Annotated in this window: 28 protein-coding genes; 21 read left to right on the top strand and 7 right to left on the bottom strand. The window is 56.3% G+C overall.

Going from position 1 to position 25,987, the window contains the following annotated elements; genetic code table 11:
- Positions 1-40 precede the first annotated feature (40 nt).
- Both nrdR and OHL19_RS07155 read left to right on the top strand, forming a co-directional pair.
- Positions 41-529 carry a transcriptional regulator NrdR gene (gene nrdR, locus OHL19_RS07160; RefSeq protein ID WP_263356959.1) on the top strand — a complete coding sequence of 163 codons (489 nt, stop codon included), beginning with the start codon at positions 41-43 and terminating at the stop codon, positions 527-529.
- Positions 530-706: 177 nt separating this feature from the next.
- Positions 707-1,051, top strand: a complete 345-nt coding sequence (locus OHL19_RS07155; RefSeq protein WP_263356958.1) for a hypothetical protein — start codon at positions 707-709, stop codon at positions 1,049-1,051.
- Here OHL19_RS07155 and OHL19_RS07150 read toward each other — a convergent pair.
- Positions 1,048-1,986: a tyrosine-type recombinase/integrase gene (locus OHL19_RS07150; RefSeq protein WP_263356957.1), complete on the bottom strand. Its 939-nt coding sequence runs from the start codon at positions 1,984-1,986 to the stop codon at positions 1,048-1,050. The genes OHL19_RS07155 and OHL19_RS07150 overlap by 4 nt on opposite strands.
- Positions 1,987-2,122: 136 nt before the next feature.
- Between OHL19_RS07150 and OHL19_RS07145 the strand changes: the two genes are divergently transcribed.
- Positions 2,123-2,461: a hypothetical protein gene (locus tag OHL19_RS07145; protein WP_263356956.1), complete on the top strand. Its 339-nt coding sequence runs from the start codon at positions 2,123-2,125 to the stop codon at positions 2,459-2,461.
- Between the two features lie 129 nt (positions 2,462-2,590).
- Here OHL19_RS07145 and OHL19_RS07140 read toward each other — a convergent pair whose 3' ends face one another.
- Entirely contained in the window at positions 2,591-3,400 is an 810-nt protein-coding gene (locus OHL19_RS07140) for a cupin-like domain-containing protein (RefSeq protein WP_263356955.1), read from the bottom strand.
- Positions 3,401-4,034: 634 nt separating this feature from the next.
- On the opposite strand from OHL19_RS07140, the gene OHL19_RS07135 reads away from it, so the two are divergent.
- The 4 genes from OHL19_RS07135 (at position 4,035) to OHL19_RS07120 (ending at position 7,106) form a co-directional block, all read left to right on the top strand.
- Positions 4,035-4,460: a VOC family protein gene (locus tag OHL19_RS07135; protein WP_263356954.1), complete on the top strand. Its 426-nt coding sequence runs from the start codon at positions 4,035-4,037 to the stop codon at positions 4,458-4,460.
- A gap of 172 nt (positions 4,461-4,632) precedes the next feature.
- The gene (locus tag OHL19_RS07130) at positions 4,633-5,892 is read left to right on the top strand and encodes an RNA polymerase sigma factor (RefSeq protein ID WP_263356953.1); all 1,260 of its coding nucleotides are present in this window, start codon (positions 4,633-4,635) and stop codon (positions 5,890-5,892) included.
- 113 nt (positions 5,893-6,005) lie between these two features.
- Positions 6,006-6,407 (top strand): YciI family protein, encoded by a 402-nt coding sequence (locus OHL19_RS07125; RefSeq protein WP_263356952.1) that lies wholly within the window; start codon positions 6,006-6,008, stop codon positions 6,405-6,407.
- A 51-nt stretch (positions 6,408-6,458) separates the two neighbouring features.
- A complete protein-coding gene (locus OHL19_RS07120; protein WP_263356951.1) occupies positions 6,459-7,106 on the top strand; it encodes a dihydrofolate reductase family protein in 648 nt (215 codons plus the stop codon).
- Positions 7,107-7,161: 55 nt separating this feature from the next.
- Here OHL19_RS07120 and OHL19_RS07115 read toward each other — a convergent pair whose 3' ends face one another.
- Together OHL19_RS07115 and OHL19_RS07110 are read right to left on the bottom strand one after the other, a co-directional pair.
- Positions 7,162-9,867, bottom strand: a complete 2,706-nt coding sequence (locus OHL19_RS07115; protein ID WP_263356950.1) for an ABC transporter permease — start codon at positions 9,865-9,867, stop codon at positions 7,162-7,164.
- Between the two features lie 14 nt (positions 9,868-9,881).
- On the bottom strand, positions 9,882-10,214 hold the full coding sequence (locus tag OHL19_RS07110) for a PadR family transcriptional regulator (RefSeq protein ID WP_263356949.1): 333 nt from the start codon (positions 10,212-10,214) through the stop codon (positions 9,882-9,884).
- Between the two features lie 286 nt (positions 10,215-10,500).
- Between OHL19_RS07110 and OHL19_RS07105 the strand changes: the two genes are divergently transcribed.
- Positions 10,501-11,442 (top strand): LysR family transcriptional regulator, encoded by a 942-nt coding sequence (locus OHL19_RS07105; protein WP_263356948.1) that lies wholly within the window; start codon positions 10,501-10,503, stop codon positions 11,440-11,442.
- A gap of 36 nt (positions 11,443-11,478) precedes the next feature.
- On the opposite strand, the gene OHL19_RS07100 is transcribed toward OHL19_RS07105, so the two are convergent.
- The 3 genes from OHL19_RS07100 to OHL19_RS07090 form a co-directional block, all read right to left on the bottom strand.
- The gene (locus tag OHL19_RS07100) at positions 11,479-12,246 is read right to left on the bottom strand and encodes an SDR family NAD(P)-dependent oxidoreductase (protein WP_263356947.1); all 768 of its coding nucleotides are present in this window, start codon (positions 12,244-12,246) and stop codon (positions 11,479-11,481) included.
- A gap of 351 nt (positions 12,247-12,597) precedes the next feature.
- A complete protein-coding gene (locus tag OHL19_RS07095) occupies positions 12,598-13,158 on the bottom strand; it encodes a hypothetical protein (RefSeq protein ID WP_263356946.1) in 561 nt (186 codons plus the stop codon).
- Between the two features lie 192 nt (positions 13,159-13,350).
- Entirely contained in the window at positions 13,351-13,599 is a 249-nt protein-coding gene (locus OHL19_RS07090) for a cytoplasmic protein (protein ID WP_263356945.1), read from the bottom strand.
- A gap of 288 nt (positions 13,600-13,887) precedes the next feature.
- On the opposite strand from OHL19_RS07090, the gene asd reads away from it, so the two are divergent.
- The 13 genes from asd to OHL19_RS07025 all read left to right on the top strand — a co-directional run bounded on the left by asd (position 13,888) and on the right by OHL19_RS07025 (position 25,911).
- Positions 13,888-14,967, top strand: coding sequence for an aspartate-semialdehyde dehydrogenase (gene asd, locus OHL19_RS07085; protein ID WP_263356944.1), 1,080 nt, complete (start codon positions 13,888-13,890; stop codon positions 14,965-14,967).
- A gap of 18 nt (positions 14,968-14,985) precedes the next feature.
- A complete protein-coding gene (gene lysC, locus OHL19_RS07080; protein ID WP_263356943.1) occupies positions 14,986-16,437 on the top strand; it encodes a lysine-sensitive aspartokinase 3 in 1,452 nt (483 codons plus the stop codon).
- 9 nt (positions 16,438-16,446) lie between these two features.
- Entirely contained in the window at positions 16,447-17,139 is a 693-nt protein-coding gene (dapB, locus tag OHL19_RS07075; RefSeq protein ID WP_263356942.1) for a 4-hydroxy-tetrahydrodipicolinate reductase, read from the top strand.
- Positions 17,140-17,163: 24 nt separating this feature from the next.
- On the top strand, positions 17,164-17,922 hold the full coding sequence (locus OHL19_RS07070) for a class I SAM-dependent methyltransferase (RefSeq protein WP_263356941.1): 759 nt from the start codon (positions 17,164-17,166) through the stop codon (positions 17,920-17,922).
- 166 nt (positions 17,923-18,088) lie between these two features.
- Positions 18,089-19,015, top strand: coding sequence for a 4-hydroxy-tetrahydrodipicolinate synthase (dapA, locus tag OHL19_RS07065; protein WP_263356940.1), 927 nt, complete (start codon positions 18,089-18,091; stop codon positions 19,013-19,015).
- 251 nt (positions 19,016-19,266) lie between these two features.
- On the top strand, positions 19,267-19,608 hold the full coding sequence (locus OHL19_RS07060) for a hypothetical protein (RefSeq protein WP_263356939.1): 342 nt from the start codon (positions 19,267-19,269) through the stop codon (positions 19,606-19,608).
- Between the two features lie 266 nt (positions 19,609-19,874).
- Positions 19,875-20,351: a hypothetical protein gene (locus OHL19_RS07055; RefSeq protein WP_263356938.1), complete on the top strand. Its 477-nt coding sequence runs from the start codon at positions 19,875-19,877 to the stop codon at positions 20,349-20,351.
- The gene (locus OHL19_RS07050) at positions 20,320-21,177 is read left to right on the top strand and encodes a 2,3,4,5-tetrahydropyridine-2,6-dicarboxylate N-succinyltransferase (protein ID WP_263356937.1); all 858 of its coding nucleotides are present in this window, start codon (positions 20,320-20,322) and stop codon (positions 21,175-21,177) included. The genes OHL19_RS07055 and OHL19_RS07050 overlap by 32 nt, the downstream gene beginning before the upstream one ends.
- A gap of 148 nt (positions 21,178-21,325) precedes the next feature.
- The gene (locus OHL19_RS07045) at positions 21,326-22,981 is read left to right on the top strand and encodes a ribonuclease J (RefSeq protein WP_263356936.1); all 1,656 of its coding nucleotides are present in this window, start codon (positions 21,326-21,328) and stop codon (positions 22,979-22,981) included.
- Between the two features lie 100 nt (positions 22,982-23,081).
- Entirely contained in the window at positions 23,082-23,615 is a 534-nt protein-coding gene (locus tag OHL19_RS07040; RefSeq protein ID WP_263356935.1) for a hypothetical protein, read from the top strand.
- Complete coding sequence (locus OHL19_RS07035) at positions 23,612-24,307, top strand: hypothetical protein (RefSeq protein WP_263356934.1); 696 nt, start codon at positions 23,612-23,614, stop codon at positions 24,305-24,307. The genes OHL19_RS07040 and OHL19_RS07035 overlap by 4 nt, the downstream gene beginning before the upstream one ends.
- A 28-nt stretch (positions 24,308-24,335) precedes the next feature.
- On the top strand, positions 24,336-24,875 hold the full coding sequence (locus OHL19_RS07030; protein WP_263356933.1) for a hypothetical protein: 540 nt from the start codon (positions 24,336-24,338) through the stop codon (positions 24,873-24,875).
- A gap of 43 nt (positions 24,876-24,918) precedes the next feature.
- A complete protein-coding gene (locus tag OHL19_RS07025) occupies positions 24,919-25,911 on the top strand; it encodes a threonine ammonia-lyase (protein ID WP_263356932.1) in 993 nt (330 codons plus the stop codon).
- Positions 25,912-25,987 lie beyond the last annotated feature (76 nt).

Below are 25,987 nucleotides of genomic sequence, written 5' to 3'. Positions count from 1 at the left end.
ACCCGCTGCTTCAACTAAACGGGCTAATATTGAATTCAAGATGAAATGTCCGTTTTGTGGTTTTGCCCAGGATCGTGTCGTTGACAGCCGCGAGAGCAAAGAAGCGGACTCCATTCGCCGTCGTCGCGAGTGCGAGAAGTGTGAGCGCCGTTTCACTACTTACGAACGCATCGACGAAATTCCCTACATGGTTGTCAAGAAAGACGGCCGCCGCGAAAAATTCGAACGCCACAAGGTGCTGAGCGGTCTTCTGCGCGCCTGCGAAAAACGCCCGGTATCCTCAACGCAGCTCGAAACGATTGTCGACGCGACCGAGAGCTACCTCATGGATGCTCCTGAACGCGAACGCACCACCAGCGAGATCGGCAGCCTGATCATGGATCATCTCAAGACCTTGGACACGGTTGCCTATATACGCTTTGCCAGCGTCTATCGCGACTTCAAAGATGTGCGCGAATTCAAAGAAGAGCTGGAGCAACTGCTGCACACACGCGAACCCAATCGCGACGCGAATCCACCGAAGAAATAGAACTCCGCAGCAGTGAACTCAACGGACGAGTTGAGTAGCTGCTGATTACTTCTTGTTTGCCTTAAAACCGGAGAAACATTCGGTAAGTTCCCACAACGGCGTTTATCAGGAGTTATCTGGAAGCTGTTGATATAGCGCTTCCAGACAGACTTGTGCATGTCGTGAGAATATGCTGACATGATCGCCCGATGGAACGAAGAGAAGCCTCGGCAAGGTAAGAATGGCGAACGCTGGAACTTTACATACTGGCATTTGGTCTGGACTTCGGATCGAACGAAGAGTGCCCAGCGGCTATTCTTCTGGAGCGAAAAGAAGAGCGAATGTGGCGTGGTTATTCTTCCGCCGGGCAAGACGATGCATTACTCCCGAATTAGAAGCCTGATGGAGAAGCTGGTCGCTGACCATGAGCTCCGAAGAAAGTATCAACGCGACATTGATTTTCCGTTGGAGCGACACTACGCCGAATACGGCGCTTTTCCAGAGGAACGTCCTGTTGAGCTACAGCAGAGCGATGCTCTTTAGGCAGATTCTGGTTCTAGGCCGATCTGATCATTTACGGCGTTCTGAAGCCGCTGCTTGCACCCAAGATAGCGTTCGGTAGTCTGGACTGACACATGGCCTAGGAGAAACTGGATCTGTTCCAGCTCCCCTCCAGCTTGATGGCAAAGCCGCGCACACGTGCGCCGCAGGTCATGTGGGGCGATTACACCGATGCCACAGTTTGAGGCAGCCTCGCGAACGATAGACCAAATTACTTTGGCTGTGAATCCGCAGCCATGAACACTTCCGGTCTTATTTATGGCTCGGAAGAGTGTGCCGCTGTGGAGCTCCGCTGCTGCTGTCCAGGCATTGACGGTCGACTTGACCCAATCAGGCACGGGGATCGTCCGCATGTGACGACCTTTGCCGATAAGGTCTGCAAGCACCCAGCGATCTTCTCGAAGCTCGAAGTGCTCAACCTTGACTGCCACGAGCTCTGCTCTGCGCAGACCACAGCCGAGAAGCATGGCTAGAACGGCATGGTTACGTAGGTCTCGGAGTTGTTTGCCTGAGTGCACCGCGAGAAGCTTCTTGCCCTGTTCCACGGTTAGCCAGTTCCCAACACGAACGCCCAGTCGTTTCGCTCCTTTGACCCTGCGAATGCCTGCAGCGAGGTCCGGGCTGAGCAGTCCGCAATCCGAAGCCTCGTATGCAAGCCTGCGAACTGCTGCGAGTCTGAGATTTATCGTTGAGGGCGCGTAGCTACGTTGCTCCAAAGCGATACGATAGCGGGTCACAACCGTTTTGTTGAACGCGAGCCATGGCTCGGAGCAATACCACTCGATGAAGTCGCGGATGGCGTGATCGTAAGACCGCCGCGAGTTCAAGGACGGAAGGCTGTTGAGGACTGCCGACTTGGAATAATCGAGGTCAGGAAGTTTGAGAACGCTCTTGGGTCTCTTTGCTCTTTTCGCCATACGGACGGCCTCCTAGCCGTCGTAGTAGGCTCGCACCGTACAATTTCTCCATGTCCGACCAAAAGAGCGATGCATTGTCTGAAGCGCTGCCACTGACCCTTTCTCAAGGCGCAATTGTTAGGCAAGATGAGTACGCTTGGGTTTGAATGCATTTCCGGCAGCGCTTCAGGAAGCACCAGACCTGGGGTATGCGTGCTTAGGCGGGCAGTTTTGGTTTCTTCTTTCCGACGGCTCGCTTTATGAACCTTTCTGGCTCGAAGCCAACTCGAGAGAGCGAGGTGCAAACGAACCATGGCCAGACTACAAAGCAAGGTCTTGCTCCGAAGTGGCGAAGGCCTTCGAAGCGCTGGTCAAAGAAACGGATTTCGAGAAAGAGGCGGCACAGTTCAAGTCGCTCCAAGTGCCTTTTAGCATTTTGTTCAACGCCTATTTTGTGACTGAGGCTGAACTCGTCAGACTCGGTCTGCCGAAATAGCGCTCATTAGTCCCCATAAGTCGGCTTATCGCCAGCGACCGCCAAATGAAGAAAGTAGATTTCTCGAGAAATAAGATTTAACCCTGGCACATGGGAAGAACAGGGACAGGATACTGGAGTGAACCCCTGTCATCGGTCCCTGCCTAACACCGCAGGGGATCTTCCGCGTCTTAGCCAGAAATTCATCATCAGAGAGTCTTCGTGGTTCTCCACAAAATGACTCCACCCCGCAGGCACATAAAGCAGATCGCCCGCACGCTGCGTGATGGAGATCGGTGTAGCCTTCGAGAACTCCGGGAAGCGCGTCGCATCCGGAGACTTTGCGTTAACCATGCTGACCCCGAAGTCTGGAAGTGCATTCGGGTTCGGATGAATCATGTATAGATAAGGAAAATCGGCTGGCGGATAGAGGAGCCATTCTTTGGCACCGAAGTATGCGAACGAGAAGTTGTCCGGGATGTCCTTGTGCAGGGCAGTCACCGTTCCCTTCTTACCCATCCACATCCGTGGCTCATTGAAAAAATACTCAGGGTAGAACATCGGAAAAGGGACCCCGAGATCGCGCGCCATCTCGACGGGTATCACGGTGCCGGCGGCATAGGCCGTCCCGGCATCGTTTACCTGCATGAAGTGTTCCCCAATGAAATTTCTTAGGGGCATCGCTTCTTCGCGGCGATTCAGGTAGCTACCCGGATCTGCCATATTGCCGAAACGGACGTTCACGGTCTGATCGCCGTAGGCCCCTTGCAGCAGACCTAAGATCTCCGCTTCAGAGAACTTTAACGCACCCAGCCGCAGTAGAAAAGGCATGGATCGCGCTGCATACTCTTTCGAAAACGCCTCGTCACTCAGAGAATCAAGAACGTCCAGGGCGGCGAGGCGAGGCATCTCACAGGTAGCCTCACATATCTGGGGAAACCAAACAACAGGACTGTCCATCTATCGACTCCTACACATTTTGAGAATAGATCCTGGACGACTCCAGCCCGGTCTAAAGTAGAACAATCAGTACGAGAATATCGGTGGCTTTGGCGTCTTCCATGCAGTCTCGACCGGTTCACGGGAGGGACTCGAATATCGCTTTGCCGTCTTCGAAAACCCTCACGCGCTGCCGGCGACCAAGCTGCCGCCTTCCATGCTGAGGTTCAAAGAGACGCTTACCTGTTTTGTGCGAGGGACGGAACGGTGCGGGCCGTAGCTAGCGTCACCCGAAGTTCCTCGTAGAATACGGCGGTGTCCGACGGTGCAGCATGGCATGCCAGCCGCCGCACTATTACTTCCGCCGGATTCCTTCCTGCACGCGGCTAATCGGTACCGATACGTCGACTTATCGCCAGTGAGCGATCACTGACGACAACGGCGTTTATGAGGACCAATATTCAAATGCGGCCCAGTGCGGAGTCAATGAGTGACTTGGCCTGTTCTCGGGGATGGCATCGGCCCGAATCCGCAAGGGAGGGTGGCTTGTACGTCGGTCTCGCGAAGGCTGTGGATGGACGGTGATGGAGCGAGGTAAGATGAGACGCTGTACAGAGTCACCCTAGTCATAGCCTCAGGATTTTGGAGCTTGCAAATGATTTCGAACCGATCCATACCCCGTGTCACGGTAATCCCGGTTCTTGCCTATCCTGATGCAAATGAGGCGGCGGCGTGGCTGTGTAAGGCGTTCGCATATTCAATACGGCTACGGGTTGGCACGCACCGCGTTCAGCTCAACGTGGGAGAGGGTGCAGTCATCGTAAGAGAGCTTCGTCCCCATGAGATTGGCGGCCCTGTCGGCCTCGGCCACTCGATCACCGTCCGAGTCGACGACGCAGACGCCCACTGCACTCGCGCTCGGGCGCACGGCGCACGAATTACGCAGGAACCATCCACCCATCCTTACGGAGAGCGGCAGTATGTTGCCGAGGATCTTGCCGGCCACTCCTGGACATTTTCTCAATCAGTAGCTGACGTGCTCCCAGAGGATTGGGGCGGAACCTCAGAACAACTCAACTGAACAGACCACCTCTGAGATTGCAAGCGGTTAGAGAAAGAATGAGTCCAGGAATCCTGTTGCCAAGGCGGAAATTTTATATGAATACAAATCGCATTAGCCAGTACGGGAAGGTGGGTTGAGGAACAGCCAACCGCAGTTGTGTTGAATCTGCCCGTTTGCTAATTTGACATGCATGCCGCCGAATGCGCCCGAAGATCTGAGTAGGACCATAGAGACTCTTTACCGGTCGGAATCGGGCAGAATTCTAGCTACGCTGATGCGCTTGCTCGGCGACCTCGATCTCGCCGAAGAGGCCATGCACGAGGCTTTCGCTGCCGCCCTGGAGACATGGCCGCAGACCGGCCTTCCGGACAAGCCGCGCCCCTGGCTCATATCGACTGGGCGATTCAAGGCCATCGATGCAATGCGGCGGCGGGCGCGCTTCGACGCCGCACAGAGTGACTTGGCACGCCAACTTGAAGCGCGTGTCTATGAAGCGCCCCAGGAAGAGGAGATCGAGGACGATCGTCTTCGTCTCATCTTCACCTGTTGCCATCCCGCACTGCCATCAGAGGCGCAGGTTGCGCTCACGCTGCGTGAAGTCTGCGGTCTGACAACAGAAGAGATAGCCCGGGCTTTTCTGGTTACACCCGCGACGCTTGCTCAACGCATCGTTCGAGCGAAAGCCGTCATCCGCGATAAAGCGATTCCTTACCAGGTGCCAGTGTCGCAGGAATTATCGGCGCGGTTGGGGGCCGTACTTCAGGTCGTGTACCTGGTCTTCAACGAGGGTTATTCAGCGGAAGCAACAGGAACTGGATTGAGTCACGAGGCGATCCGTCTGGGTAGGCTGCTCCTGGATGTTCCGGGACTGGACCTTCTTCCGGAATCCGAGGTGATGGGCCTGTTGGGGCTAATGCTGTTGCAGGAATCGCGCCGCGCCGCTCGAAGCTCTGCGGAAGGAGAGCTGATTCTGCTGGACCGGCAGGATCGCGCTCTTTGGAATACAGCCCAGATCGCCGAAGGCATCGCGCTCACCGAAAGCGCTCTTCGATCGCGCCGTTTCGGTGCATACACACTGCAGGCGGCCATCGCGGCGGTTCACGCTGAGGCTTCCTCAGCGGCGTCCACGGACTGGCGGCAGATCACGCTACTCTACGACCGGCTGATGCGGGTTCAGCCGTCTACGGTCGTGGAACTCAACCGTGCCGTTGCTATCGCCATGTATGAAGGTCCTGAGCAGGGGCTTGGCATCATCGACGACCTTCTGGGGCGCGAGGAACTCGCCAATTATCACCTCGTCCACTCCGCTCGTGCGGATCTGTGTCGCAGGCTAGGGCGGCTTCCGGAGGCCCGTGCTTCGTATGAAAAGGCCCTTGCCCTGCTTCGGGACGGGGCTCGGCAGGAGCCGGAACGCCGCTTTCTTTCGAGGAGGCTCGAGGAGTTGAAATAGCGGAATTGAAAAAACTAGCTCTGCTGTCGATTTTCCCTTTGCCCAACGACTATAGGGTGAACAATCCAGTAGCGCGGGTTGCGCTACTGGCAGCCAACTTAAAGGAGAGACCTATGAAATACATCTGTTTGGGATACTACGAACCGGCTAAACACGCGACAATGACCGAAGACGAGCTCAACGCGATGTTCGACGAATGCTTTGACTACGACGACTATTTGCGCGCGAACGGGAACTGGGTTGGCGGAGAAGCCCTTCAACCGTCTGAAACAGCGTTGACCATGTATTGGAAGAACGGCAAGGTCGCGACGACTGACGGCCCCTATGCGGAAACTAAGGAACAGCTCGGTGGCATCCTCGTACTTGAGGCGCGGGACATGAATCACGCAATTCAACTCATGGCGGAGCATCCTGCCGTGAAGTATGGGTCGATATTCGAGATACGGCCAACGGGCGATCTGGCTGAAATGATGAAGGCAAGCGAGCAGCGACGGCGCAAGGTCACCGCACGCTGACATACCGGCCAGGAGCAGAGTAGGAAGATCATATTAACGGAGAGTGTTGCGATGTCGAAGGTTCGAATAGCGGGATTTGGTGTTTCATTGGACGGTTTCAGCGCTGGGATCGAACAGACCCTGGCCGATCCGCTGGGTAAGCGCGGACCGGAGATATTTCAGTGGTTCTTTCACACGCAGAGCTTTCGCTCCATGCATGGGGGAGAGGATGGAACCAAAGGCGATGTCGACGATGTGTTCGCTCACCAGTCGATGGAGAACTTCGGTGCCTTCATCCTCGGCCGCAACATGTTCGGTCCGGTGCGCGGTCCATGGCAAGACGACTCATGGAAGGGCTGGTGGGGTGAGAATCCACCGTACCACGCGCCCACCTTCGTTCTCACACATTACGAGCGTGCATCTTTGATGATGGAAGGAGGAACCACTTTCCACTTTGTGACGGGCGGAATTGAAGAGGCGCTGGCCCTTGCAATGCAGGCGGCCGGAAACAAAGACGTCAAGATCGGCGGCGGCGTGGCCACAGTGCGACAGTATCTGAGAGCTGGCCTGATCGACTCTCTCCACATCGCGTCGGTACCCGTTCTTCTCGGTCAAGGAGAGCCGCTGTTCGATGGTCTGGATCTTCACGCATTGGGGTTTTCCGTGACCAAGCGCCAGACTTCGGAGTACGCGACCCATCTCGTGCTCGAGAAAGCATAGAGACAAAATCGGTAATGATAAGTGCAAGGCCCAATACCACTGATATCCAAAGGCCCTATTCGCAGTGGAGTATGGAAATTAAGTCGGTGCGGGCTGCGTTTCTGGCGGGCAGGCCGCATCCCACCAGCGCAACCAGCGTCATGAGTGCCCCGGCCAGCGAGAGCGATAGCGGGTCATGCACCTGGATGCCGACCAACATGCTGGCGAGAAGACGGTCCAGGAACCATGCGCCCGCGATGCCTACGACGATGCCCGCCAGGATCAGGCGCAGGGCTTGCGAAACGATGAGGCGTAACAGTTCACCGCGCGATGAGCCGAGCGCGAGACGGATTGCCATCTCCTGCCGACGCTGGCTTACCCAATAGGAAAATACGCCGTACACGCCCACTCCAGCCAGGATCATCGCCAGCATCGCGAAAACTGCAATCAACAGCATGATGAGCCGCCGCTGGGCGAGCGACTGCGAGAGGCGGCTCTTCATTGTTACTACATCAAACACTGGCTGCGTGGGGTCCGTGTCGATGACAGCTTTGCGCAGGGCCGCGGTAAGCGAAGCGGGCTCGACGCCGGTGCGCAGCAGGATGTTGACCTCGGAATATGGCACCTGGTCAAACGGCAGATAGATGACAGGCTTAACATCCGCTTCGAGGCCGTCGTAGCGGACATCCTGCACGATGCCGACAGCGGTGATCGGGGTGAATATGTTGTGGCCGTTGAGGTTGATTCTGAATTGTTTGTTGAGCACGTTGCCGTCGAAATACTTCCGGGCGAACGCCTGATTGACGATGGCAACGGGAACGGCGTCGGCGTTATCTTGATCGGTGAAGGTGCGGCCCTGAAGCAGGCGCGTGCCGGTCACCGCGAAATATTCAGGACTAATGCTGATGCTGGAGGCGCCGGGGCGCTGTCCTACGGGAAGCGGAGGTCCGTCACCGAAGGCTAGAGTCCTGTTCCGGTAGTTGTGTTCAAGCGGAAGCAGGCTGCCGATAGCCGCGGCATGTACGCCGGGGAGCGCGTTGAGCCGTGGCAGTATTTGTTGCGCAAAGGCTCTCGTCTTTTTGGGATCCTCGGAAAAATTGCGCTGCACTTTTGCAGTTAGACACTGGCGAGGATCAAACCCGGTACCGTTTTGAAGCACATGCGCAAAGCTGCGAATCAACAGGCCCGCGCCGGTGAGCAGCAGCACGGCAAGGCCGATCTCTGACGCGAGCAAAACGCTGCGCAACCGACGCTGCTGCCGTCCCGCGGAGACGCCGCGCGCTGCACCCTGAAGCGACGTGCGAAGATCGGCGCGCGAAGAGCCGATGGCCGGAGCAACGCCAAAGAGAATTGTGGTCAGGAGCGCAAGGCCTGCGGTGAATGCAAGAACCCAGCCATTGACTTCAACGGCAGCGCTCAGCTTGCCGAAGGGTGCCTGGAGCAGATCCGCAACCGCTGAACCGGAAGAGAATTCGCCCGGCGCACAGCTATGACGGATGAGCCATGCGGCCAGGGAGGCGATGGCCAGGCCGAGCACAGAAGCGATAGCCGAGAGCGTGAGGTTTTCAACCAGCGACTGCCGGATAAGGCGCAGGCGACTGGCACCGAGCGCCCCACGCAGCGCCATCTCTGGCTCGCGGGTGACGGTACGCGCCAGTTGCAGATTGGCTACGTTCACGCAGGCGATGAGCAACACAGCGGCAACGCAGGCCAACAGGATGAGGAGCGGCTCGCGGTCGTCTCCTGTGAGATAACGCTGCAGCGGCTGGGCAAGAATTTTGCGGCCTTCGGCCCAGTTCACAAAAAACGGGCCGTAGCCTTTCACCCGGTTTTGTTCAAAGAGATTGAGCTCCGCCTGCGCCTTGGGCAGCGTTACGCCGTCGCGAAGCCGGGCTATTGTCATCACCATGTAGACCGAGACGTTGGTCGTTTGAAGACTCGTATCCGTGTCTATATCTGCAGGAACATAGAGATCGGGCTCGGTTGCCGAGTCGGGAAAGATGAAGTGTGCGGGCAGAACTCCGACCACCGTCTGCGCTTTTCCAACGAGCATGATGGTGCGGCCGATGATTGCAGGGTCGCTGTTCAGCCTGCTCTGCCAGAGACGGTGGCTCAGGATCACCACGGCTGGGCCGTCCTTGCGGTCTTCACTGCTCAGAAAATTTCTACCCAGCGTGAGTGACGTGCGCAGCGTGGGGAAAAAGTTGGCGGTCACCCGCATCGCCGACACGCGCATCGGGGCACCTGCGCCAGTCAGATTCTGGTCTCCGTAATCGAGATATCCAGCCACCGACTCAAACGACCGCAGAGTAGGCTGCGCTGCGATGAAATCCTGATTGAGCAGAGCGGATATGTCGTCATATTTTGTGTGCTGATAGATAAACATCAGCCGATCTGAGCCTGGATAAGTTAGTGGTTGCAGCAGCAACGCGTAGACTGCGGAAAAAATTGCGGTCGTCGCTCCGATGCCGAGCGCAAGCGTGAGGATTGCGGTCCAGGCGAAAGCGGGGTTTCGGCGCAACTGGCGGATCCCAAAGCGAATGTCCTCGCGGAGGGATTCGATGAGTGTTCCGGCACGGCCATTGCGGACAGCCCACTTCACATGCTCGGTCCCGCCACATTCAGCAAGCGCGCGGCGGCGAGCCTCCTGAGGAGCGAGGCCCGAGGCGATATTTTCCTCGGTTACTGCAGCGACGTAGCTCGCAATCTCGTCGTCGAGTTCACACTCAACCTGTTGAATGTGCAGTAGATTTCGAAACGCCGCTTTGATCTGGGACCACATACGATTTGCTCTCTTTATGTCGTCTTCAACGCGTGGCCGATGGCCCGGGAGATGATCGTCCATTGTTCTGTTTCGACTCCGAGCTGACGCTCGCCTGCTTTTGTGCGCCGGTAATATTTAGCGCGGCGGTTATTTTCCGACTCGCCCCAGAAAGATTTCAGCCATCCTGCTTCTTCCATTCGGTGAAGAGCGGGAAAGAGCGATCCTGGCCTGACATTGAACGTGTCCTCGGTGATCTGCTCAACGCGCCGGGCAATACCCAGGCCATGAAATTCGTCATCGCCGATTGCCTTGAGTATGAGCAGGTCCAACGTGCCCTGCAGAAGATTTGCCTGATTTCGTTCCACTCGTCGCGCTCCTATTGAATGACGATAGGAGTTTAGAGAACGCTCATAAAGAATGTCAATAGGAGAAAGAACAAGCAAACATGATGAAAGCGACAACTACATGGCTTTGCGATTTACCGCCAATGTACTCATAGGCACAGGATCACGAACGATAAGTACGTTTGCCGGTACTGACGCACTTAACTTCTCTCATGCAATTTGTTGACTCTTTTGGGCGAGTAGAGTGGTATAGAGAGTGATCTAAAATACTCCAAGTTGCAATCGTACCGATAGACATGGGTTATCAATGGAACTAAGGCATCTTCGTTACTTTGTCGCCGTCGCACAGCAGAAGGGATTTCGGGAGGCATCGCGCTTCCTGCATATTTCTCAGCCGGCGATCAGCAAGACACTCACTCAGTTGGAGCAGGAGCTTGGCATCAAGCTTTTTATGCGTTCCGGTAGAACGGCACGATTGACGCCTCAGGGCGAGGTCTTTTATCAGGAGACGCTTCGAACATTGAAGCAGTCCGACCTTGCGATGGAGGCTGCCCAACGTGCCGCCCGCGGTGAAATCGGAACTCTGTCCCTGGGATTCTGCAGCGTCGCTACTTATGGATTTCTTCCAAACGTCGTGAGGCAGTACAAGGAGCTTCTCCCTGGAGTAAAACTGCTCTTTCGTGAGATGACTCCTCCTCAGCAGGAAGTGGCATTTTCTCAAGGCGAAATCGACATAGGCATCACACGACCGCCTTTCGCGAAGAAGTTAGCGCGTGAGCTGCATGTAAAGACAATCATCCGTGAGCCGCTTCTTGTCGCAGTTCCTGAAGGTCATCCGTTCGCAGGCAGGAAGATGAAGATTGAAGACCTTTCGGAGAAGCCTTTCATCATTCTTCAACGTGACGTTGCACCAACCATCTTTGACGCGATTCTCGGCATGTGCCAGGAACGTGGTTTCTCACCAAAGATCGAGTATGAGGTTGATATGCCGCAGACAGCATTTACGCTTGTCGGCGCAGGACAAGGAGTTGCGATCGTTCCGATGTGCACTCTGAATCTTCGCTCGGAGGGTGTGCGGTTTTTGCGCTTGCAGCCCGACCAGTACAGGGCTGATCTTGTTGTGGCGTGGCCCAGGAATTCACAATCTACTGTCCTTCCCACTTTCGTCAGGTTGATCGAGGACGAACGCAAAGAGATTGCAAACTATGCACGCCGCATATTGGCGACAGCCTGTCGTACCGAAAGCTAACGTGCGGCGCGCACGTGGAGCGCGCCGCACATCAAGCTAGGCGTTCCAACCGCCATCGACAGTAAGATTCTCACCATTGATGAAAGCCGATTCAGGATTGGCAAGGAAGGCCACGGCAGAAGCAATCTCTTCAGCCTTGCCGAAACGACCGACGCTTGTGAGCTTTTTCATCGTCTGCGCGGCAGGGCCATTGTCATCAGGGCTGAGTTCCGTGTCGATCGGTCCGGGCTGAACACCGTTGACAGTCACGCCGGTCGAACCCAGCTCGCGTGACAGGGCGCGTGTAAATCCGTGAACGGCGAACTTAGTAGCGATGTACAGCGTTACGCCCGGAAGAGGTGCTGCTTCGCCGAACGCGGATCCGATGTTGATGATGCGCCCCCAGCCGGACTTCGTCATACGTTTCGCCGCATCTTTGGATAGTTCGATGAGTGCCCGAACGTTTAGATTGAAATGCTTGTCGTAGGACTGATCCGAAGACTCCAGAAACGGTCCAAATTCCACCGTACCGGCATTGTTGACGAGGACATCGAGCCGACCATCGAACTTGCCATCGAAGGCCTTATCGATGGATGCAATGAGTGTCTTTGGGCCATCCGCGCTTCCAAGATCGGCTCCAACAGCTTCAGCATGGCCGCCGGCCTTGGTGATTTCTGCCACGACCTCTGCTGCGCGACTGGGGCTTGCAGCATAGTTGACGATTACGTAAGCGCCCTCGGCAGCGAGACGAATAGCGATCGCTGCTCCAATACCGCGTGATGATCCGGTTACAAGTGCGAGTTTGTTTTCTAAAGACTTCGACATGCGAAATGCTCCTCTGGGTAGTTTCGCGGCTACGACTGCAAGCTTCATCACAGCAACATAATTGCTCTGATGAATATCGCCACAATCGAATCGCGTACAAAGATTCGATCCGTAAAGTCATGTTGCGATGCGTGGCATGTTCTTATCGAACTGATAACCAATAAGAATCAGACAAATTTAGAACTCGCCACGACATTCGAGATTTATGAATGAGTGTATGTTAGTCCCGACAAGTCAGCTTGTCGTCAGCGATCCGCAAATGACGATACGAGCGTTTATGAGGAGTAATCCCATTGCTGCTGAAAGCGTCTCCGCTGCTCAAGTTTTGGGCAGCGTGGCCACATACCTTTCTTATTTTGACGTCTTAATTAGCGGCGCTATCGTGACCGTGCAGTTCTTACATTTTCGTAAAGATTGGGTGACCCACATGCTGTTGACCCAATTGGCCTTCACGGTTGCCTGCGCAGTGGTCAAGCTGATTTTGCCAGAGCACACCAAGGACTTTAGATTGTTGTCTGTCTCGTCCTTCGCGGCAAAATCCGGTTCTGGCTGCCACCAGAGGTTTTCAATCGTATCGTTTCCGCCAATTTCCAACGGAATCAGACGATTGATTCGTCCGTTCGTCAGATTGGAGCAGCCCTTTCCTGCATATTTTTCGCATACCTGATTCCTAATGGTCTCGGTCACTTTCATGTATGGATGGGGGGTAAATCCCTTGGCACAAATATTCGCTTCAACACCTTGGACGATGATCGATTTGCCCGATGGATCACCAACGATAGCAGGATTGACTGCTCCGGGGGTCATGCTCCTGTCAGGCAGTGCATACTTGTCATTGTGGCCATAAACGGCCGTTTGTGCTACGGATGCTGTGGCCAAAGCCAAATACGCGATTGCCAGTTGGATTGTCATCTTGACTCGGTTCATACCATCGCATAGTACATCAGGCGCAGCAGCATCGGCATGCCAGAAAGATAGCTAAGCAATTGATGTGTGGTTGCACCTCTATATCACGCTGAGGATTAATCGTTTCCGAAAAATTACGTTTTCAGTAACTACGCTTGGTAACTATAAGTCGGCTTCTCGGAAGTAGTTGGCCCGCTCTCAGAACCAGCGATTGTGCATACGCTCTAGGAAGTCACTCGTGATCGGCAAGCCCGATGCTGAGCCAAGCACAGCATCAACCGGGCATCTGGGGCAAAGTGCCGTCTGCCCATCATCGATCCAGCCAGTGATGGCCGTCGGAGGAAACGTGCTCAGGCAATAGAAGCAGCCGCAGACTGTGCTTGCCTCCACTTCGGCTCGGTGACGACTCGAATGCTTGTGAGCGGCATCAAGGTCTGGGTGTCTCATACGAACCTTTCCGAATGCTTGCAACATGCCCTGACGACCAGTTTAGGGCACGAGCCGAGTTGATTGTCTGCTTTACAGGGGCTGCTTAGGGCCTTGAATGGTCCAGATTAGATTAGTAACGGGAAGTCGGCATAGCGGAAGCGATCTTTGATTCCGCGCCTGCAAGTTTCTTCCGAATCACGGTCGAACAGTGGCTCAAAAATGGCCAGTGGATCGTAGATTCAAGCGGATCCGTTCTCCCGCATTCCTGCGGGTGCAACTCTCCTGTACACTGAAGAGTCCACACTTATGCAAAACAAGCTAGAAATTGGCATATTAGGCGCGACCGGAATGGTCGGGCAGCGATTCATTCAGCTTCTGGAGAACCATCCCTGGTTCCAGATCACCTGGCTTGCGGCCAGCGACCGCTCCAGCGGCAAAGTGTATGAGGACGCGGCCAAATGGCGCCTCGATACTCCCTGTCCGGAGCGCATTGCAAAGATGATTATTTCGCCGGCTGACCCCGCCGGCGCTCCCAAAATCATCTTCGCCGCACTGGACACCGACATTGCTCGCGATCTGGAGCCGCTGTTCGCATCGGCTGGCTGCGCCGTCGTCTCGAACTCAAGCGCCTTCCGCATGCATCCCAATGTGCCGCTGGTGATTCCCGAGGTCAACGCCGAGCACCTGCACCTGATCGAAGATCAGACGTGGCGCAAGCAATCCGGCGGCTACATCGTGACCAATCCCAACTGCTCTGCAATCGGGCTGGTCATGGCGCTCAAGCCGATTCAGGAACGCTTTGGCATTGAACAGATCTTCGTCACCACCATGCAGGCGGTAAGCGGAGCAGGCTACCCCGGTGTGCCCTCGATGGACATCCTCGGCAACGTGGTTCCGTTCATCAAGAACGAAGAACAGAAGATGGAAGAAGAAACGCTCAAGCTCCTCGGCCACCTCAAAGGCGACTCCATCGTGCCCCTGGCGGCACGCATGAGCGCGCACTGCAACCGCGTTCCCGTCGAGGACGGCCACACGGAAAGCGTATCCATCAAGTTGAGCAGGCCCGCGACACGCGAAGAACTGCTGTCGGCATGGGCAGACTTCCATCCACTGCAAGGTCAGAATCTGCCTACCGCGCCCGCGCAACCAGTCGAGTGGGTCGCCGCGGAAGATCGTCCGCAGCCTCGCCTGGACAAAAATCGTGGTAGGGGAATGGCCGCAACCGTGGGCCGTCTGCGTCCCTGCGGATTGCTGGACTGGAAGTTCACTGTGCTCTCGCACAATACCATCCGCGGAGCAGCCGGGGCCGCTATCGTGAATGCTGAGCTGCTCTTGAGTCTTGGCAAGTTGGAGCCTCTGGCCGTTGCCGCTGCGGCACAGGCATAGAAGAACGGGATAATCCTGATGAGTTTGGTGGTTATGAAGTTTGGCGGTACGTCCGTCGAGGACGCAACCGCAATCAATCGCACCGCGGGAATCGTAGCCGGAAGAGTCGCCGCAGGGAAACGACCTGTCGTCGTCGTTAGCGCCATGTCCAAGGTCACCGACCAGTTATTGGCCTGTGCCGCCGCAGCCAGTCGCGGAGATCGTACCGGAGCACTGGCCATCAGCTCGCGCCTGCGCAGCCGTCATCGAGACACCGCTGCCGCCCTGGTCAAAGATCCTCAGAGTTGCGGCAAACTACAGAGCGCAATCGAACGTGAGTTCGACGCGCTCGACGAGATTCTTCGTGGCCTCGCCGCCATTCTCGAACTCACCCCGCGCATCTCCGACCTCATCGTCAGCTATGGCGAACGCCTCTCCAGCTTCATGATCGCCGAGGCATTCAAAGAGCGCGACATCGACGGAGTCCACATCGATTCCCGCGAAGTCATCATCACCGATTCGCAGTTCCAGAAAGCTATTCCGCTGGACGCGCTGATCGAGGCGCGCTGTGCGGAAAAAGTGCGGCCCCATCTTGAGGCTGGACGAGTTCCCGTGATGGGCGGCTTTATCGGCAGCAATGAAGCGGGGATTACAACCACCCTCGGTCGCGGCGGCTCGGACTTTACCGGCGCGCTGATCGGCGGCGCGCTTCATGCCGAATCCATCGAGATCTGGACCGACGTCAATGGCATCATGACCACTGACCCCCGAATCTGCCCCGACGCACTGCGGGTCAAGGTGATCAGCTTTGAAGAGGCTGCGGAGCTGGCCTACTTCGGCGCCAAGGTCCTGCATCCGGCAACCATCCTTCCCGCAGTCCGGAAGAACATTCCGGTGCTGGTGCTCAACTCGCGCAACCCTACCAACGAAGGCACGCGGATCATCTCACTGGCCCCGCATTGCCGCAGCCCGTTCAAGTGCATCGCAGTCAAAAAGAAGCTGACCATCATCGACGTGGTAGCCAGCCGTATGTTGATGACCCACGGCTATCTGAAATCCATCTTCGATATCTTCGACAAGCACCAGTGCCCTGTGGATATGGTCTCGACCAGCGAAGTCAGCGTTTCGCTCACCGTGGATTCAAACGACAAGCTGCCCGCCATTGCCGACGATCTAAGCAAACTCGCTGACGTGAAGTACGAGGGGCAAAAAGCCCTGGTCTGCATGGTTGGCGAAGATATTCGCGGCCAGATGGGTATCTCCGCGCAGGTCTTCACCGCCATCAAGCACGTCAACGTGCGCATGATTTCGCAGGGAGCCAGCGAGATCAACATGAGTTTCATGATTGAAGAAGAGGACGTGGAAGAAGCAGTGCGATCCTTGCACTCAGCCTTCTTTCAGGATCCCGACCCCGCGATTTTCGATGTCGAGGCTCGCCAGGCTACAGCGCAACCAACGATTCCAACCGTTCCAACAACTCAGGCGCAATAGGAGAGAGATATGTTGCTGCTCGTTCTAGGCAAAGGCAAGACAGGTAGCCTCGTAGCGCAAATAGCGAGAGAGCGCGGCCACTCCGTGCGCGTACTGGACTATCGCGAAAACCACGGCGCAAGCGCTCTCACCGCACCGACCCTGGCGAACATCGACGTCGTATTGGATTTCACAACGCCCGATGCCGCGGTCGAAAACATCCGTGCCTGCCTCGCTCTCGGCGCACGCGTGGTCGTCGGAACGACCGGCTGGTACGCGCAATTGGGCGAAATGAAAGCTCTGGCCTTTCGCCGCGACGGTGCTCTGCTCTATGGTACGAACTACTCGATCGGCGTGCAAAAGCTCTTCAAGCTCACGGCCGAGCTCGCCAAGCTGCAGGGCTACACCTTTGACATTGCCGAGATACACCACACCACCAAGCTGGACTCTCCCTCAGGCACGGCAATCACTCTGAGAGAGATCATCCAAACGGCCCAGCCCGACGCGAAGGTGGAGATTACATCCAAACGCGAAGGCGATGCCACCGGCCTGCACACCGTCACGGCCCGCAGCGAAAACGACCTGGTCGAGTTGCGCCACGACTCATTCAGCCGCCGCGGTTTTGCCGAAGGCGCAGTGCTCGCGGCGGAGTGGCTTCACGATAAAAATGGCGTGTGGGAGTTCCGCGAAGTCGTCGACAAAATTCTGGGCGACAAGCTGTAGTCTGAGACTGCTGGAGTACCGACTATGGGACGCAAGCGGCTCCTGCCTGGACTAACGATCAAGGATGGCTTCACTCGTCATCCCTTTGACGTTGAACATGGCGTTCAGACCAGTGGCCTCGTCAGCGGACGCCACCTCGGAACCGGGCACGCTCACGACCGGCACAGCACCGCATATTACGGCATAGCTCCCTCGGTTTTTCGAGAATTGTGCGCGCGCTGGCGATCCACCTCTCTCGTTGCCCCGTCGCAGGACTACACATTCATCGACTTCGGCGCAGGCATGGGGCGAGCCATGCTGCTGGCGGCGCGAATGCCTTTTCGAGAAGTTATCGGCGTCGAACTCAATCCCGTTCTGGCTGCAACCGCCCAGAAAAATATCGACAAATGGAATCTCTCCGCGCGGGCTCGCTGCCCGATGCGCATTGTCTGCCAGGACGCCATCGAGTTCGAGTTCCCTGCCACTCCCTGCCTGGCGTACATGTTCAATCCCTTTCGCGAGCCCGTGATCAAATCCCTCATCCGGCATATGGAAAGCAGCTTCGCCCGAAGACCCGGCCAACTGGACGTGCTCTACGCGAACCATGAATTCGCAGACCTGTTCGAGAAAAATCAGCGCTGGGCAAGACTGTGGGCTGGCCCCATTCCGCTATCCGCCGAGGATGATGCAGCCGACCGGGAAATCCTCAATAACCAGCCGGACGGCGAATACGAGGCTTCTTCCGAGGAACCCAGTTCGATCTTTCGCCTCACCGGCCAACATAAAGAAGCCAAACGCCTTTGAATCAAGAGATGACAGCCCTGCGCCGAAACCGGGCACTCCGATACCGACACAGGCACAGCCCAGACGCCACAATCCGTGTCGGCAATTGGACCGAAGACGAAGCCATCCGTTGTAAACTCACCTTGCGGCAATGGCTGAAACTGGAAGCTGGAACAGGAAAATAGAGATGGAAACTACAGGTTGCGGTACGGCAATAGTGACGCCCTTTCGGGCCGATGGATCGATCGACGATCGTGCGCTCTGCGCGCTGGTGAACTGGCAGATTGATTCCGGCATCGATTTCCTCATGGCTTGCGGCTCGACCGGCGAGGCAGCAACCCTCGAAGACGAGGAATGGCTGGACGTCATACAAATCGTGATCTCAGCAGCAGCCGGCCGGGTTCCCGTCTGGGCTGGATGCACCCACAACTCCACCCGCTCCCTGGTCAAGAAGGCAGAAAAACTCGCGCGCATTCGTGGCGTCGACGCTATCCTCTCCGCGAATCCGTACTACAATCGCCCCTCGCAGGACGGCCAGTATCAGCACTTCCTCGCCCTCGCGAACGCTGTTCATCCCATACCCGTGGTTCTGTACAACGTTCCCGGCCGCACCGGCGTCAATCTTGAACCGGCAACGGTAGTCCACCTTGCCGAGACAGCAGCAAACATCCAGGCGGTAAAAGAGGCCAGTGGACAGCTATCCCAGGTAGCGGCTCTCGTCCACACCGTGCCCCAGGGATTCAAGATCTTCAGCGGAGACGACAATCTGGCTCTTGCAGCCATCGGTATCGGCGCGCATGGCCTGGCCAGCGTGGCCTCCAACGAAGCGCCCACCGAGATAACGCGCATGGTCCGCGCAGCCCTGCGCAACGACTGGCATCTCGCCCGGGCAATTGATCGCAAGTACGCCCGTCTCTTCGAAGCCAACTTCTGGGAGTCTAATCCCGGACCGGTGAAGTCCGTGTTGAACCTGATGGGGCGCTGCGAATCCACCGTTCGCCTGCCCCTCGTAGAGCCGACAAGAGCTACCCGCCAGCGTCTGGAGCGGCTTGCAGGAGAGTTAGGTCTCTTGCGCGATGCCCCGTTGCCCGAAGGCGATATGCGAATGTTCTAGCAACAAGCGCTTGCAAAGGGCAGAGTTATAACCAGTGCGGCTGTAACAAGCCCGGTTGTAACAAGCGCGAAGGTAGTTACAACGGGATTCAAACAAATGAAAACCTTTACCTTCGCGCCGCCGAAAACGGCGCCGCATTTTTCCGTGAATGCTGTATAAAATGACACACCTTATGTGTGCCTCTTTTCTGGATTCAAGCATCGTAATAAATGTCTGGGTTTGTTCAGACCTTCCCAAGGCAGAGGTGGTTTATGGTTGTCCAGGCAATAGGTATGCGCCCGGGGATGACGGGGTTGCATGTCGGAGACGGCAATGTGCAACGGCTTTTCCCGCCAGATGTGCCGGTTGTTGAACTTGAATTAGATCACTTGCGGATAGTGTGTACGCTGAATCCACGATTCTGGGATGGAGAGCCGGAGATCCATGATGAGCGGCTCGACTCGTGGCTCGAAGCAAAACGTATGAATGGAAAGCTGGCCGCCAGCCCAGCGCCTGTCGCAATGATTCCCGCCGGGGATCATGCCTTTCGTTTACAACCCATTAAGCGGGAAGAAATGCGCGATACCCAATACGCCATCAGTTTTTGCGCTTAAACAAAAATGTAAACGCGGTAAACAATCTCAATCAAAATTTAACGTCGGAGAATCGAGGCCGGGTATACTGGCCTCGATTCTCCGATTATCTTTGCAGTTACCCAAGTACTCGCAGAGATATCCCGTTTTTGAATCGGAAAATGCTAACATCATTTTCCTAACTGAAACCCTGGAACCTCAGTTACCCTTCAGTTACTCTTCGGTCGAGCACCTTTACCCGTCAGCTTCATAGACTCTGTTCTATAGCGCTCCAGATAGAGGTTGGAATGGTCGTTCTTACGCAAGACAAGCGCCCAGGAGTGGTTGGTTTACACGTCGGTACCGAAAACGCACATCAGTTTTTCCCGCACGGCACATTCTTCGTCGAGCTGGAACTGGATCACTTGCGCATTGTCTGCACCCTCGATCCCTCCTTCTGGCTGGACCGCCCAGTAATTCATGATCTGCGCCTGAGTAGCTGGCTTGACTCCAAACGCACCAGCGGAAAACTCGCCTCGCGAACCGCGCAGCTTTCCCTGATTCCCTCCGGCCCAAATGCATTCAGGCTGCAACCACTGGAAACAGCACCGAACGAACAGATATCGCAGGGAACAACCCGTACAGATATCCCACATAAAACCCTGCCGGCAATCTCCCAATTGAGGCCCACGCCCGTTGTCTCCATCATCACCGAGCGGCGACGGCGAAGCAGAGTTGCTAAACTCAAGATCGATGACCGTACATCCACTTCAGCAACCAATTGAGCAGTTCTTCGCGAACCCTGCTGCCGCCACAGACCCTATAACCCGTCCGGAAGCCCTCAAAACATTTCTTCAATTGCGAGCCGCGCTCGAAGCGGGAGAATTGCGCTCCGCCGAGCCCGATGCCGCCTCCGCCTCAGGCTGGCGCGTCAACGCGTGGGTCAAGCAGGGCATTCTGCTCGGCTTTCGCGTCGGCGTTTTGGCCGAACTGCCAGGCCTCGGCCTTTCCTTTGTCGATAAGGATACTTATCCCGCTCGCCGCTTCACCCCTGCCGACGGAGTACGCGTCGTTGCCGGTGGCTCCAGCATCCGCGCCGGAGCATTCGTTGCGCGCTCCGTCATCTGCGTTCCTCCCATGTACATCAACACCGGAGCATACGTAGACGAAGGCACTCTCGTCGATTCGCACGCACTGGTTGGCTCATGCGCGCAGATTGGGAAACGCGTTCACCTCAGCGCCGCAGCCCAGATCGGCGGCGTACTTGAGCCGGTAAACGCAACTCCCGTGATCATCGAAGATGACGTGCTCGTCGGCGGCAACTCCGGCGTATACGAAGGCACCATCGTGCGCAAGGGAGCAGTCCTGGCCGCCGGAACCATCCTGACCCGTGGCACTCCTGTATTTGACTTGGTAAAAGGCGAGATCCTGCGCGCCACTCCAGAACTGCCATTGATCATTCCCGAGGGCGCCGTCGTCGTTCCAGGCTCACGCGCCGTGAGCCGCGGCAAAGGCGCCGAATGGGGCCTCAGCCTCTACGCCCCGGTGATCGTAAAGTATCGCGACGAAAAAACCGACCTCAGCACCGCCCTCGAAGACCTGCTGCGCTGATCTTCCTATGCTGGCTTTCCTGCGCTGACACATTCGCCGCATGTATTGATCTTCAATACATGCGGCGCGCGGAACAACCCATGTCCGCGCCGTGAAAACGTAAACCACATCCAGCATAGGCGCAGGTGTTAGCATCGAGAGTGACACGATGCAAACGAAAAAACTGAAAATCATCCCCTTGGGCGGCCTTGGCGAGTTCGGAATGAACTGCATGGCGCTCCGTTGGGAAGACGACATTATCGTCATTGATGCCGGCCTTATGTTTCCGGAATCAGAGTTGCTTGGCGTTGACGTTGTCGTCCCTGATATTTCTTACCTGATTGAAAATAGAGCGCATGTACGCGGAATTCTGCTCACCCACGGGCATGAAGACCACATCGGCGGCCTGCCCTGGATCCTGAGCGAACTGAAGGTTCCTGTCTATGGCACCGAGTTCACTCTGGCATACGTGGACGGCAAGCTCGAAGAGCACAAGCTCACCGACCAGATCGAACTGATCGAGATCCAGCCCAAGCAGAAGTTCGTCATCGGGCCATTTACGATCGAGCCGATTCGCGTAACCCACTCACTTGTGGACTGCGTCGCACTGGCCATCGATACTCCTGTCGGCGTAATCATTCATACCGGCGACTTCAAGATCGACCTGTCGCCGCCAGACGGCAAGCCTTTTGATCTGCATACCTTTGCCGAATACGGCAAGCGCGGCGTACTGGCCCTGTTGCAGGACTCCACCAACGTCGAGCGCCCCGGCTACACGCCCAGCGAATGGTCTGTGAAGCCTCGGCTGGATGAGATTTTCTCCCGCACCAGGAAGAAGCTTTTCTTCAGCTGCTTCTCCTCGTCGATCTACCGCATTCGTATCGCGTTTGAACTGGCAAAGGCGCATGGCCGCAAGGTCGCAGTCATCGGCCGCTCAATGAACGAGAGCACCGAGATTGCGCAGGACCTGGGCTATCTCGAAATCCCGCCAGGCCTGATCATTCACCCCGGGCAGATGAAAGACTTCCCTTCCGAAAAGCTGCTCGTCATGATCAGCGGTACGCAAGGCGAACCCATGAGCGCCCTGAGCCGTGCTGCAGTCGATACACACAAGCAGGCGCGCATTGAATCGGGCGACACCGTCGTGCTCAGTTCACGCGTGATTCCCGGCAACGAAAAGAGCATCTTCCGCGTCATCGATCACCTGAGCCGCCGCGATGCAAACGTCATTTACGACGACGGTTCCCAGGGACTGATCCACGTAAGCGGCCACGGCAGTCAGGAAGAGATGCGGCTGCTGATCAATCTCGTTCGGCCCAAGTTCTTCATCCCCGTGCATGGCGATTATCGTTACTTACGCAAGCACGCCCAGGTAGCCACGGAGACCGGCGCAATCGGCCAGGCCATCGTGATCGAGGACGGAGACGTACTCGAACTGGACAACAACACCGCGCGCAAGAACGGCAAAGTCACCGCTGGACGTGTATTGATCGACTCCGGATCAAGCATCGACGTGGTCGAAGATCTGGTAATCAAAGATCGTCGCACCCTGTCTGAAGACGGCATCGTACTCGCAGTTCTGGCGATCAATAAACATACCGGCCAGGTGGAACGCGCTCCAGAAGTCGTAATGCGTGGCTTCGCCGGCGCGGATATCACCGAACCAGCACGCGAAGTAGTCCTGCGTAGCCTTGACGGCCTGAGCGCTGAAGAAAAAAGCGACTACGGCATGGTCAAAGAAAAGGTCCGCGTAGAACTGAAACGGTTTATCCAAAAAACAACAGGCCGCCGCCCCCTTGTGATGCCCGTAGTGATGGAAATCTAGGCTTTATCTGCACTCAGAGAAAAGCAGCCGAACATCGTTTCGGAGCTAGGATTTGGGATTTGCCATTTGGCAAATCCCAAATATTTTTGACATAATCATCATGTCTATGATTAACGGTCTTGACATAATGCTTCTACTCAAGCTCTCTCGCCAGAAAGAGCTTCGCGTACCGTCCGTCAAGCTTGCCGCCGAACTATTCCTGCCTCCATCCGAAGTCTCCGAGTCCCTGACTCGATGTACCGTCGCAGGCTTGTTATACAAATCAGATATTGAGAAGCGCGTGAATCGTGCCGGTCTTCTTGAGTTTCTTGCTCATGGCTTCCGGTATGTATTTCCCGCCGAACGGGGCTCGCTAACCCGCGGAATTCCCACGGGTATCGCTGCCGAACCGCTCAAATCTCATTTCCTCGATAGTGGAGAACCTCCGCCCGTCTGGCCCTATGCGGAAGGTACCGTTCGCGGAATTGCCTTAATTCCACTCCATAAACAAGTACCCAAAGCCGCACTGCAGGATCCGGAACTTTACGAAATGCTGGCCCTGCTCGACGCTATCCGTGGCGACCGAGTCCGAGAACGAAAACTTGCCGTCGAAAAACTCACCTCGCGTCTGAATCCTCTTCTAACGAAAAAATGATGCCCGATCCCAATCTGCACATTCTGGAAGAAGTAGCGGCCAGGCTCTTTCCTCTGCTCGACAGCGTCGTCTTCGTCGGCGGCGTAACACTGGGAGTGTTGCTTACCGACACTGGCGGAGCTCCCATCCGAGCAACAATCGACGTAGATGTCATCGCAGAAATCGCTTCGTATCTGGATTACATAGCCTTTTCAGAACAGCTTCGGGCATGTGGATTCACAGAAGATGCTCGTCCCGGCGCACCACTATGCCGTTGGCTTCATGGCGATCTCATTCTCGATGTAATGCCGATAGAGGAAAGTGTCCTCGGCTTTAGCAACCGCTGGTATCGTGGAGCACTCTACAACTCGCAGCAGCTCATCCTGCCCAGCAAAACATCAATTCGAGTCATTACCGCTCCCTATTTTCTCGGCACCAAAATCGAAGCCTTTCGTAGTCGTGGCAAGCAGGATTTCTACGAAAGCCACGATCTGGAAGACTTTGTTTCCGTTATCGATGGCCGTCCGTCGCTCCTCGATGAAATTGCCGCCACTACCCAGGACCTTCGCATTTTTCTGGCCGAAGCGGCGAAGGAACTGTTAATGCAACCCATCTTCCTTGACGCACTCCCCGGCTACCTGATGCCTGACATCGCCAGCCAGCAGAGGCTCCCGGGACTTATACGCAAACTAGAAATCATTTCCCGAACATAGCGGTCTTATCCTTCTGTAAAATCGCGCTATGAAACGTTTGCTCTGTGTCGTCACCGCTGCCAGCGCACTCCTCCTCTTCGCTTCGTCTCCTGCTGCGCCTGCCCAATCCGGCCATCCTACTCCGAAGCTGACCAAATGCCCGACCACCACGACTCTTCAGGATTTGACCAGGGCACTCGACGCAGACGTAAGCGGCCCCGCCAACCGCGACCGCTCCTGCATGCGCGAACTCATGATGCCCGATGCGCGGATGACTCCCGTATTGAAGGCCAAGGATGGCGCAATCACTCCCCACACCGTCACTCTCGATGGCTGGATCGAAGCCGTCGCCAAGCGCGGCAGCACTCCCTTTTACGAACGCCAGATCAAAGTGACCGCTCAGACCTACGGCCACATCGCTCACCTTTGGAGCACCTACGAAATTCGCGACACTCCGGATGGAAAAGCGAAGCTCCGCGGTATCAACAGCATCGAAGCCTTCAAGGACGGCAATCACTGGCGCATCCTCAACATCCAGTGGCAGGCAGAAACTCCCGAAGAGAAAATCCCCGCCAAAGATCTGCCGTGAGCCCGCGTAAATGTCCATTCCACATGAAATACAGTGGTTGAATATGTCCCCTTCCGTTGTAACTTCAGCATTAGTTTCCATCGAAGCCATACGTGAGGCCGCCGCCCGCATCTCCGGCGTCGCCATTAAAACTCCGCTGATTCGCGCGCCGTTTCCCGGCATCGTCGGCAAAGTCTGGCTCAAAGCCGAGAGCCTGCAACCCATCGGCAGCTTCAAACTGCGCGGCGCAGCCAACAGGATCCTCCAACTCACGCAGGAAGAAATCCAACGCGGCGTCATCACCTTCTCCAGCGGCAACCACGCACAAGGCGTAGCCTACGCAGCCCGCGAAGTCGGCGCAAGAGCATTCATCATCATGCCCTCGAACGCCCCGGCGATCAAGCGCGCCGCAACTCTCGCCCTCGGTGCCGAGGTCGTCGAAGTCGGCGTAGCCTCCAGCGAACGGCTGGCCAAATCAGAAGAACTCGTAGCCAAACATGGCTACATCGTCATCCCTCCCTACGATGACGAAGCGATCATCGCCGGGCAAGCCACCTGCGGGCTTGAGATTGCGGAAGAGTTGCCCGAAGTTGACCTCGTCCTAAGCCCTGTAAGCGGCGGCGGCCTGCTGAGCGGCGTAGCCACAGCCATCCGGCACTTATGCCCGAATGCGCTCGTTGTAGGCGTCGAGCCCGAACTCGCAGGAGACGCATGCGAAAGCTTCCGCAAAGGTGAGATCGTAACCTGGCCGGCAGAACTCACCAGCCGCACCATCGCCGATGGCCTGCGCACCCAGAGTCTGGGTGTGCGCAACTTCGCTCATATCCAGGCTTTCGTCGATCGCATCATCACCGTTACCGAAGCCGAGATTCGCGCCGCAATGCGAGCAATCGTCGCCACCACACGGCTCGTCCCGGAACCCAGCGGCGCAGTAACGACAGCCGCACTGCTATTCCACGCCCACGAACTGCCCCCATACCGGAACGCAGTAGCCATCCTAAGCGGCGGCAACGTAGCCCCCGAAATGCTCTCCGAAGCACTACTCGAACACCCCTGAAATCCAGTCGCCGTTGTAGTTGCCCTTGCAGTAGCTGTTGTCTTTGCAGTTGCAGTTGCAGTTCTATCTGTCATTC

Origin of the sequence: Acidicapsa ligni, from assembly GCF_025685655.1 — a bacterium.
GTDB lineage: Bacteria > Acidobacteriota > Terriglobia > Terriglobales > Acidobacteriaceae > Acidicapsa > Acidicapsa ligni.
This window is presented reverse-complemented; position numbering and strand designations above follow the sequence as displayed.

Coding starts and splice junctions, on each gene's coding strand:
- OHL19_RS07150 (WP_263356957.1), bottom strand. CDS start 1,986: ATGGCGAAAAGAGCAAAGAGACCCAAGAGCGTTCTCAAACTTCCTGAC.
- OHL19_RS07055 (WP_263356938.1), top strand. CDS start 19,875: ATGGTCGTTCTTACGCAAGACAAGCGCCCAGGAGTGGTTGGTTTACAC.
- OHL19_RS07030 (WP_263356933.1), top strand. CDS start 24,336: ATGAAACGTTTGCTCTGTGTCGTCACCGCTGCCAGCGCACTCCTCCTC.
- nrdR (WP_263356959.1), top strand. CDS start 41: ATGAAATGTCCGTTTTGTGGTTTTGCCCAGGATCGTGTCGTTGACAGC.
- OHL19_RS07115 (WP_263356950.1), bottom strand. CDS start 9,867: ATGTGGTCCCAGATCAAAGCGGCGTTTCGAAATCTACTGCACATTCAA.
- OHL19_RS07100 (WP_263356947.1), bottom strand. CDS start 12,246: ATGTCGAAGTCTTTAGAAAACAAACTCGCACTTGTAACCGGATCATCA.
- OHL19_RS07025 (WP_263356932.1), top strand. CDS start 24,919: ATGTCCCCTTCCGTTGTAACTTCAGCATTAGTTTCCATCGAAGCCATA.
- OHL19_RS07135 (WP_263356954.1), top strand. CDS start 4,035: ATGATTTCGAACCGATCCATACCCCGTGTCACGGTAATCCCGGTTCTT.
- OHL19_RS07140 (WP_263356955.1), bottom strand. CDS start 3,400: ATGGACAGTCCTGTTGTTTGGTTTCCCCAGATATGTGAGGCTACCTGT.
- OHL19_RS07070 (WP_263356941.1), top strand. CDS start 17,164: ATGGGACGCAAGCGGCTCCTGCCTGGACTAACGATCAAGGATGGCTTC.
- lysC (WP_263356943.1), top strand. CDS start 14,986: ATGAGTTTGGTGGTTATGAAGTTTGGCGGTACGTCCGTCGAGGACGCA.
- OHL19_RS07120 (WP_263356951.1), top strand. CDS start 6,459: ATGTCGAAGGTTCGAATAGCGGGATTTGGTGTTTCATTGGACGGTTTC.
- OHL19_RS07035 (WP_263356934.1), top strand. CDS start 23,612: ATGATGCCCGATCCCAATCTGCACATTCTGGAAGAAGTAGCGGCCAGG.
- OHL19_RS07045 (WP_263356936.1), top strand. CDS start 21,326: ATGCAAACGAAAAAACTGAAAATCATCCCCTTGGGCGGCCTTGGCGAG.
- OHL19_RS07040 (WP_263356935.1), top strand. CDS start 23,082: ATGTCTATGATTAACGGTCTTGACATAATGCTTCTACTCAAGCTCTCT.
- OHL19_RS07105 (WP_263356948.1), top strand. CDS start 10,501: ATGGAACTAAGGCATCTTCGTTACTTTGTCGCCGTCGCACAGCAGAAG.
- dapB (WP_263356942.1), top strand. CDS start 16,447: ATGTTGCTGCTCGTTCTAGGCAAAGGCAAGACAGGTAGCCTCGTAGCG.
- OHL19_RS07060 (WP_263356939.1), top strand. CDS start 19,267: ATGGTTGTCCAGGCAATAGGTATGCGCCCGGGGATGACGGGGTTGCAT.
- asd (WP_263356944.1), top strand. CDS start 13,888: ATGCAAAACAAGCTAGAAATTGGCATATTAGGCGCGACCGGAATGGTC.
- OHL19_RS07130 (WP_263356953.1), top strand. CDS start 4,633: ATGCCGCCGAATGCGCCCGAAGATCTGAGTAGGACCATAGAGACTCTT.
- OHL19_RS07090 (WP_263356945.1), bottom strand. CDS start 13,599: ATGAGACACCCAGACCTTGATGCCGCTCACAAGCATTCGAGTCGTCAC.
- dapA (WP_263356940.1), top strand. CDS start 18,089: ATGGAAACTACAGGTTGCGGTACGGCAATAGTGACGCCCTTTCGGGCC.
- OHL19_RS07155 (WP_263356958.1), top strand. CDS start 707: ATGATCGCCCGATGGAACGAAGAGAAGCCTCGGCAAGGTAAGAATGGC.
- OHL19_RS07050 (WP_263356937.1), top strand. CDS start 20,320: ATGACCGTACATCCACTTCAGCAACCAATTGAGCAGTTCTTCGCGAAC.
- OHL19_RS07125 (WP_263356952.1), top strand. CDS start 6,006: ATGAAATACATCTGTTTGGGATACTACGAACCGGCTAAACACGCGACA.
- OHL19_RS07095 (WP_263356946.1), bottom strand. CDS start 13,158: ATGACAATCCAACTGGCAATCGCGTATTTGGCTTTGGCCACAGCATCC.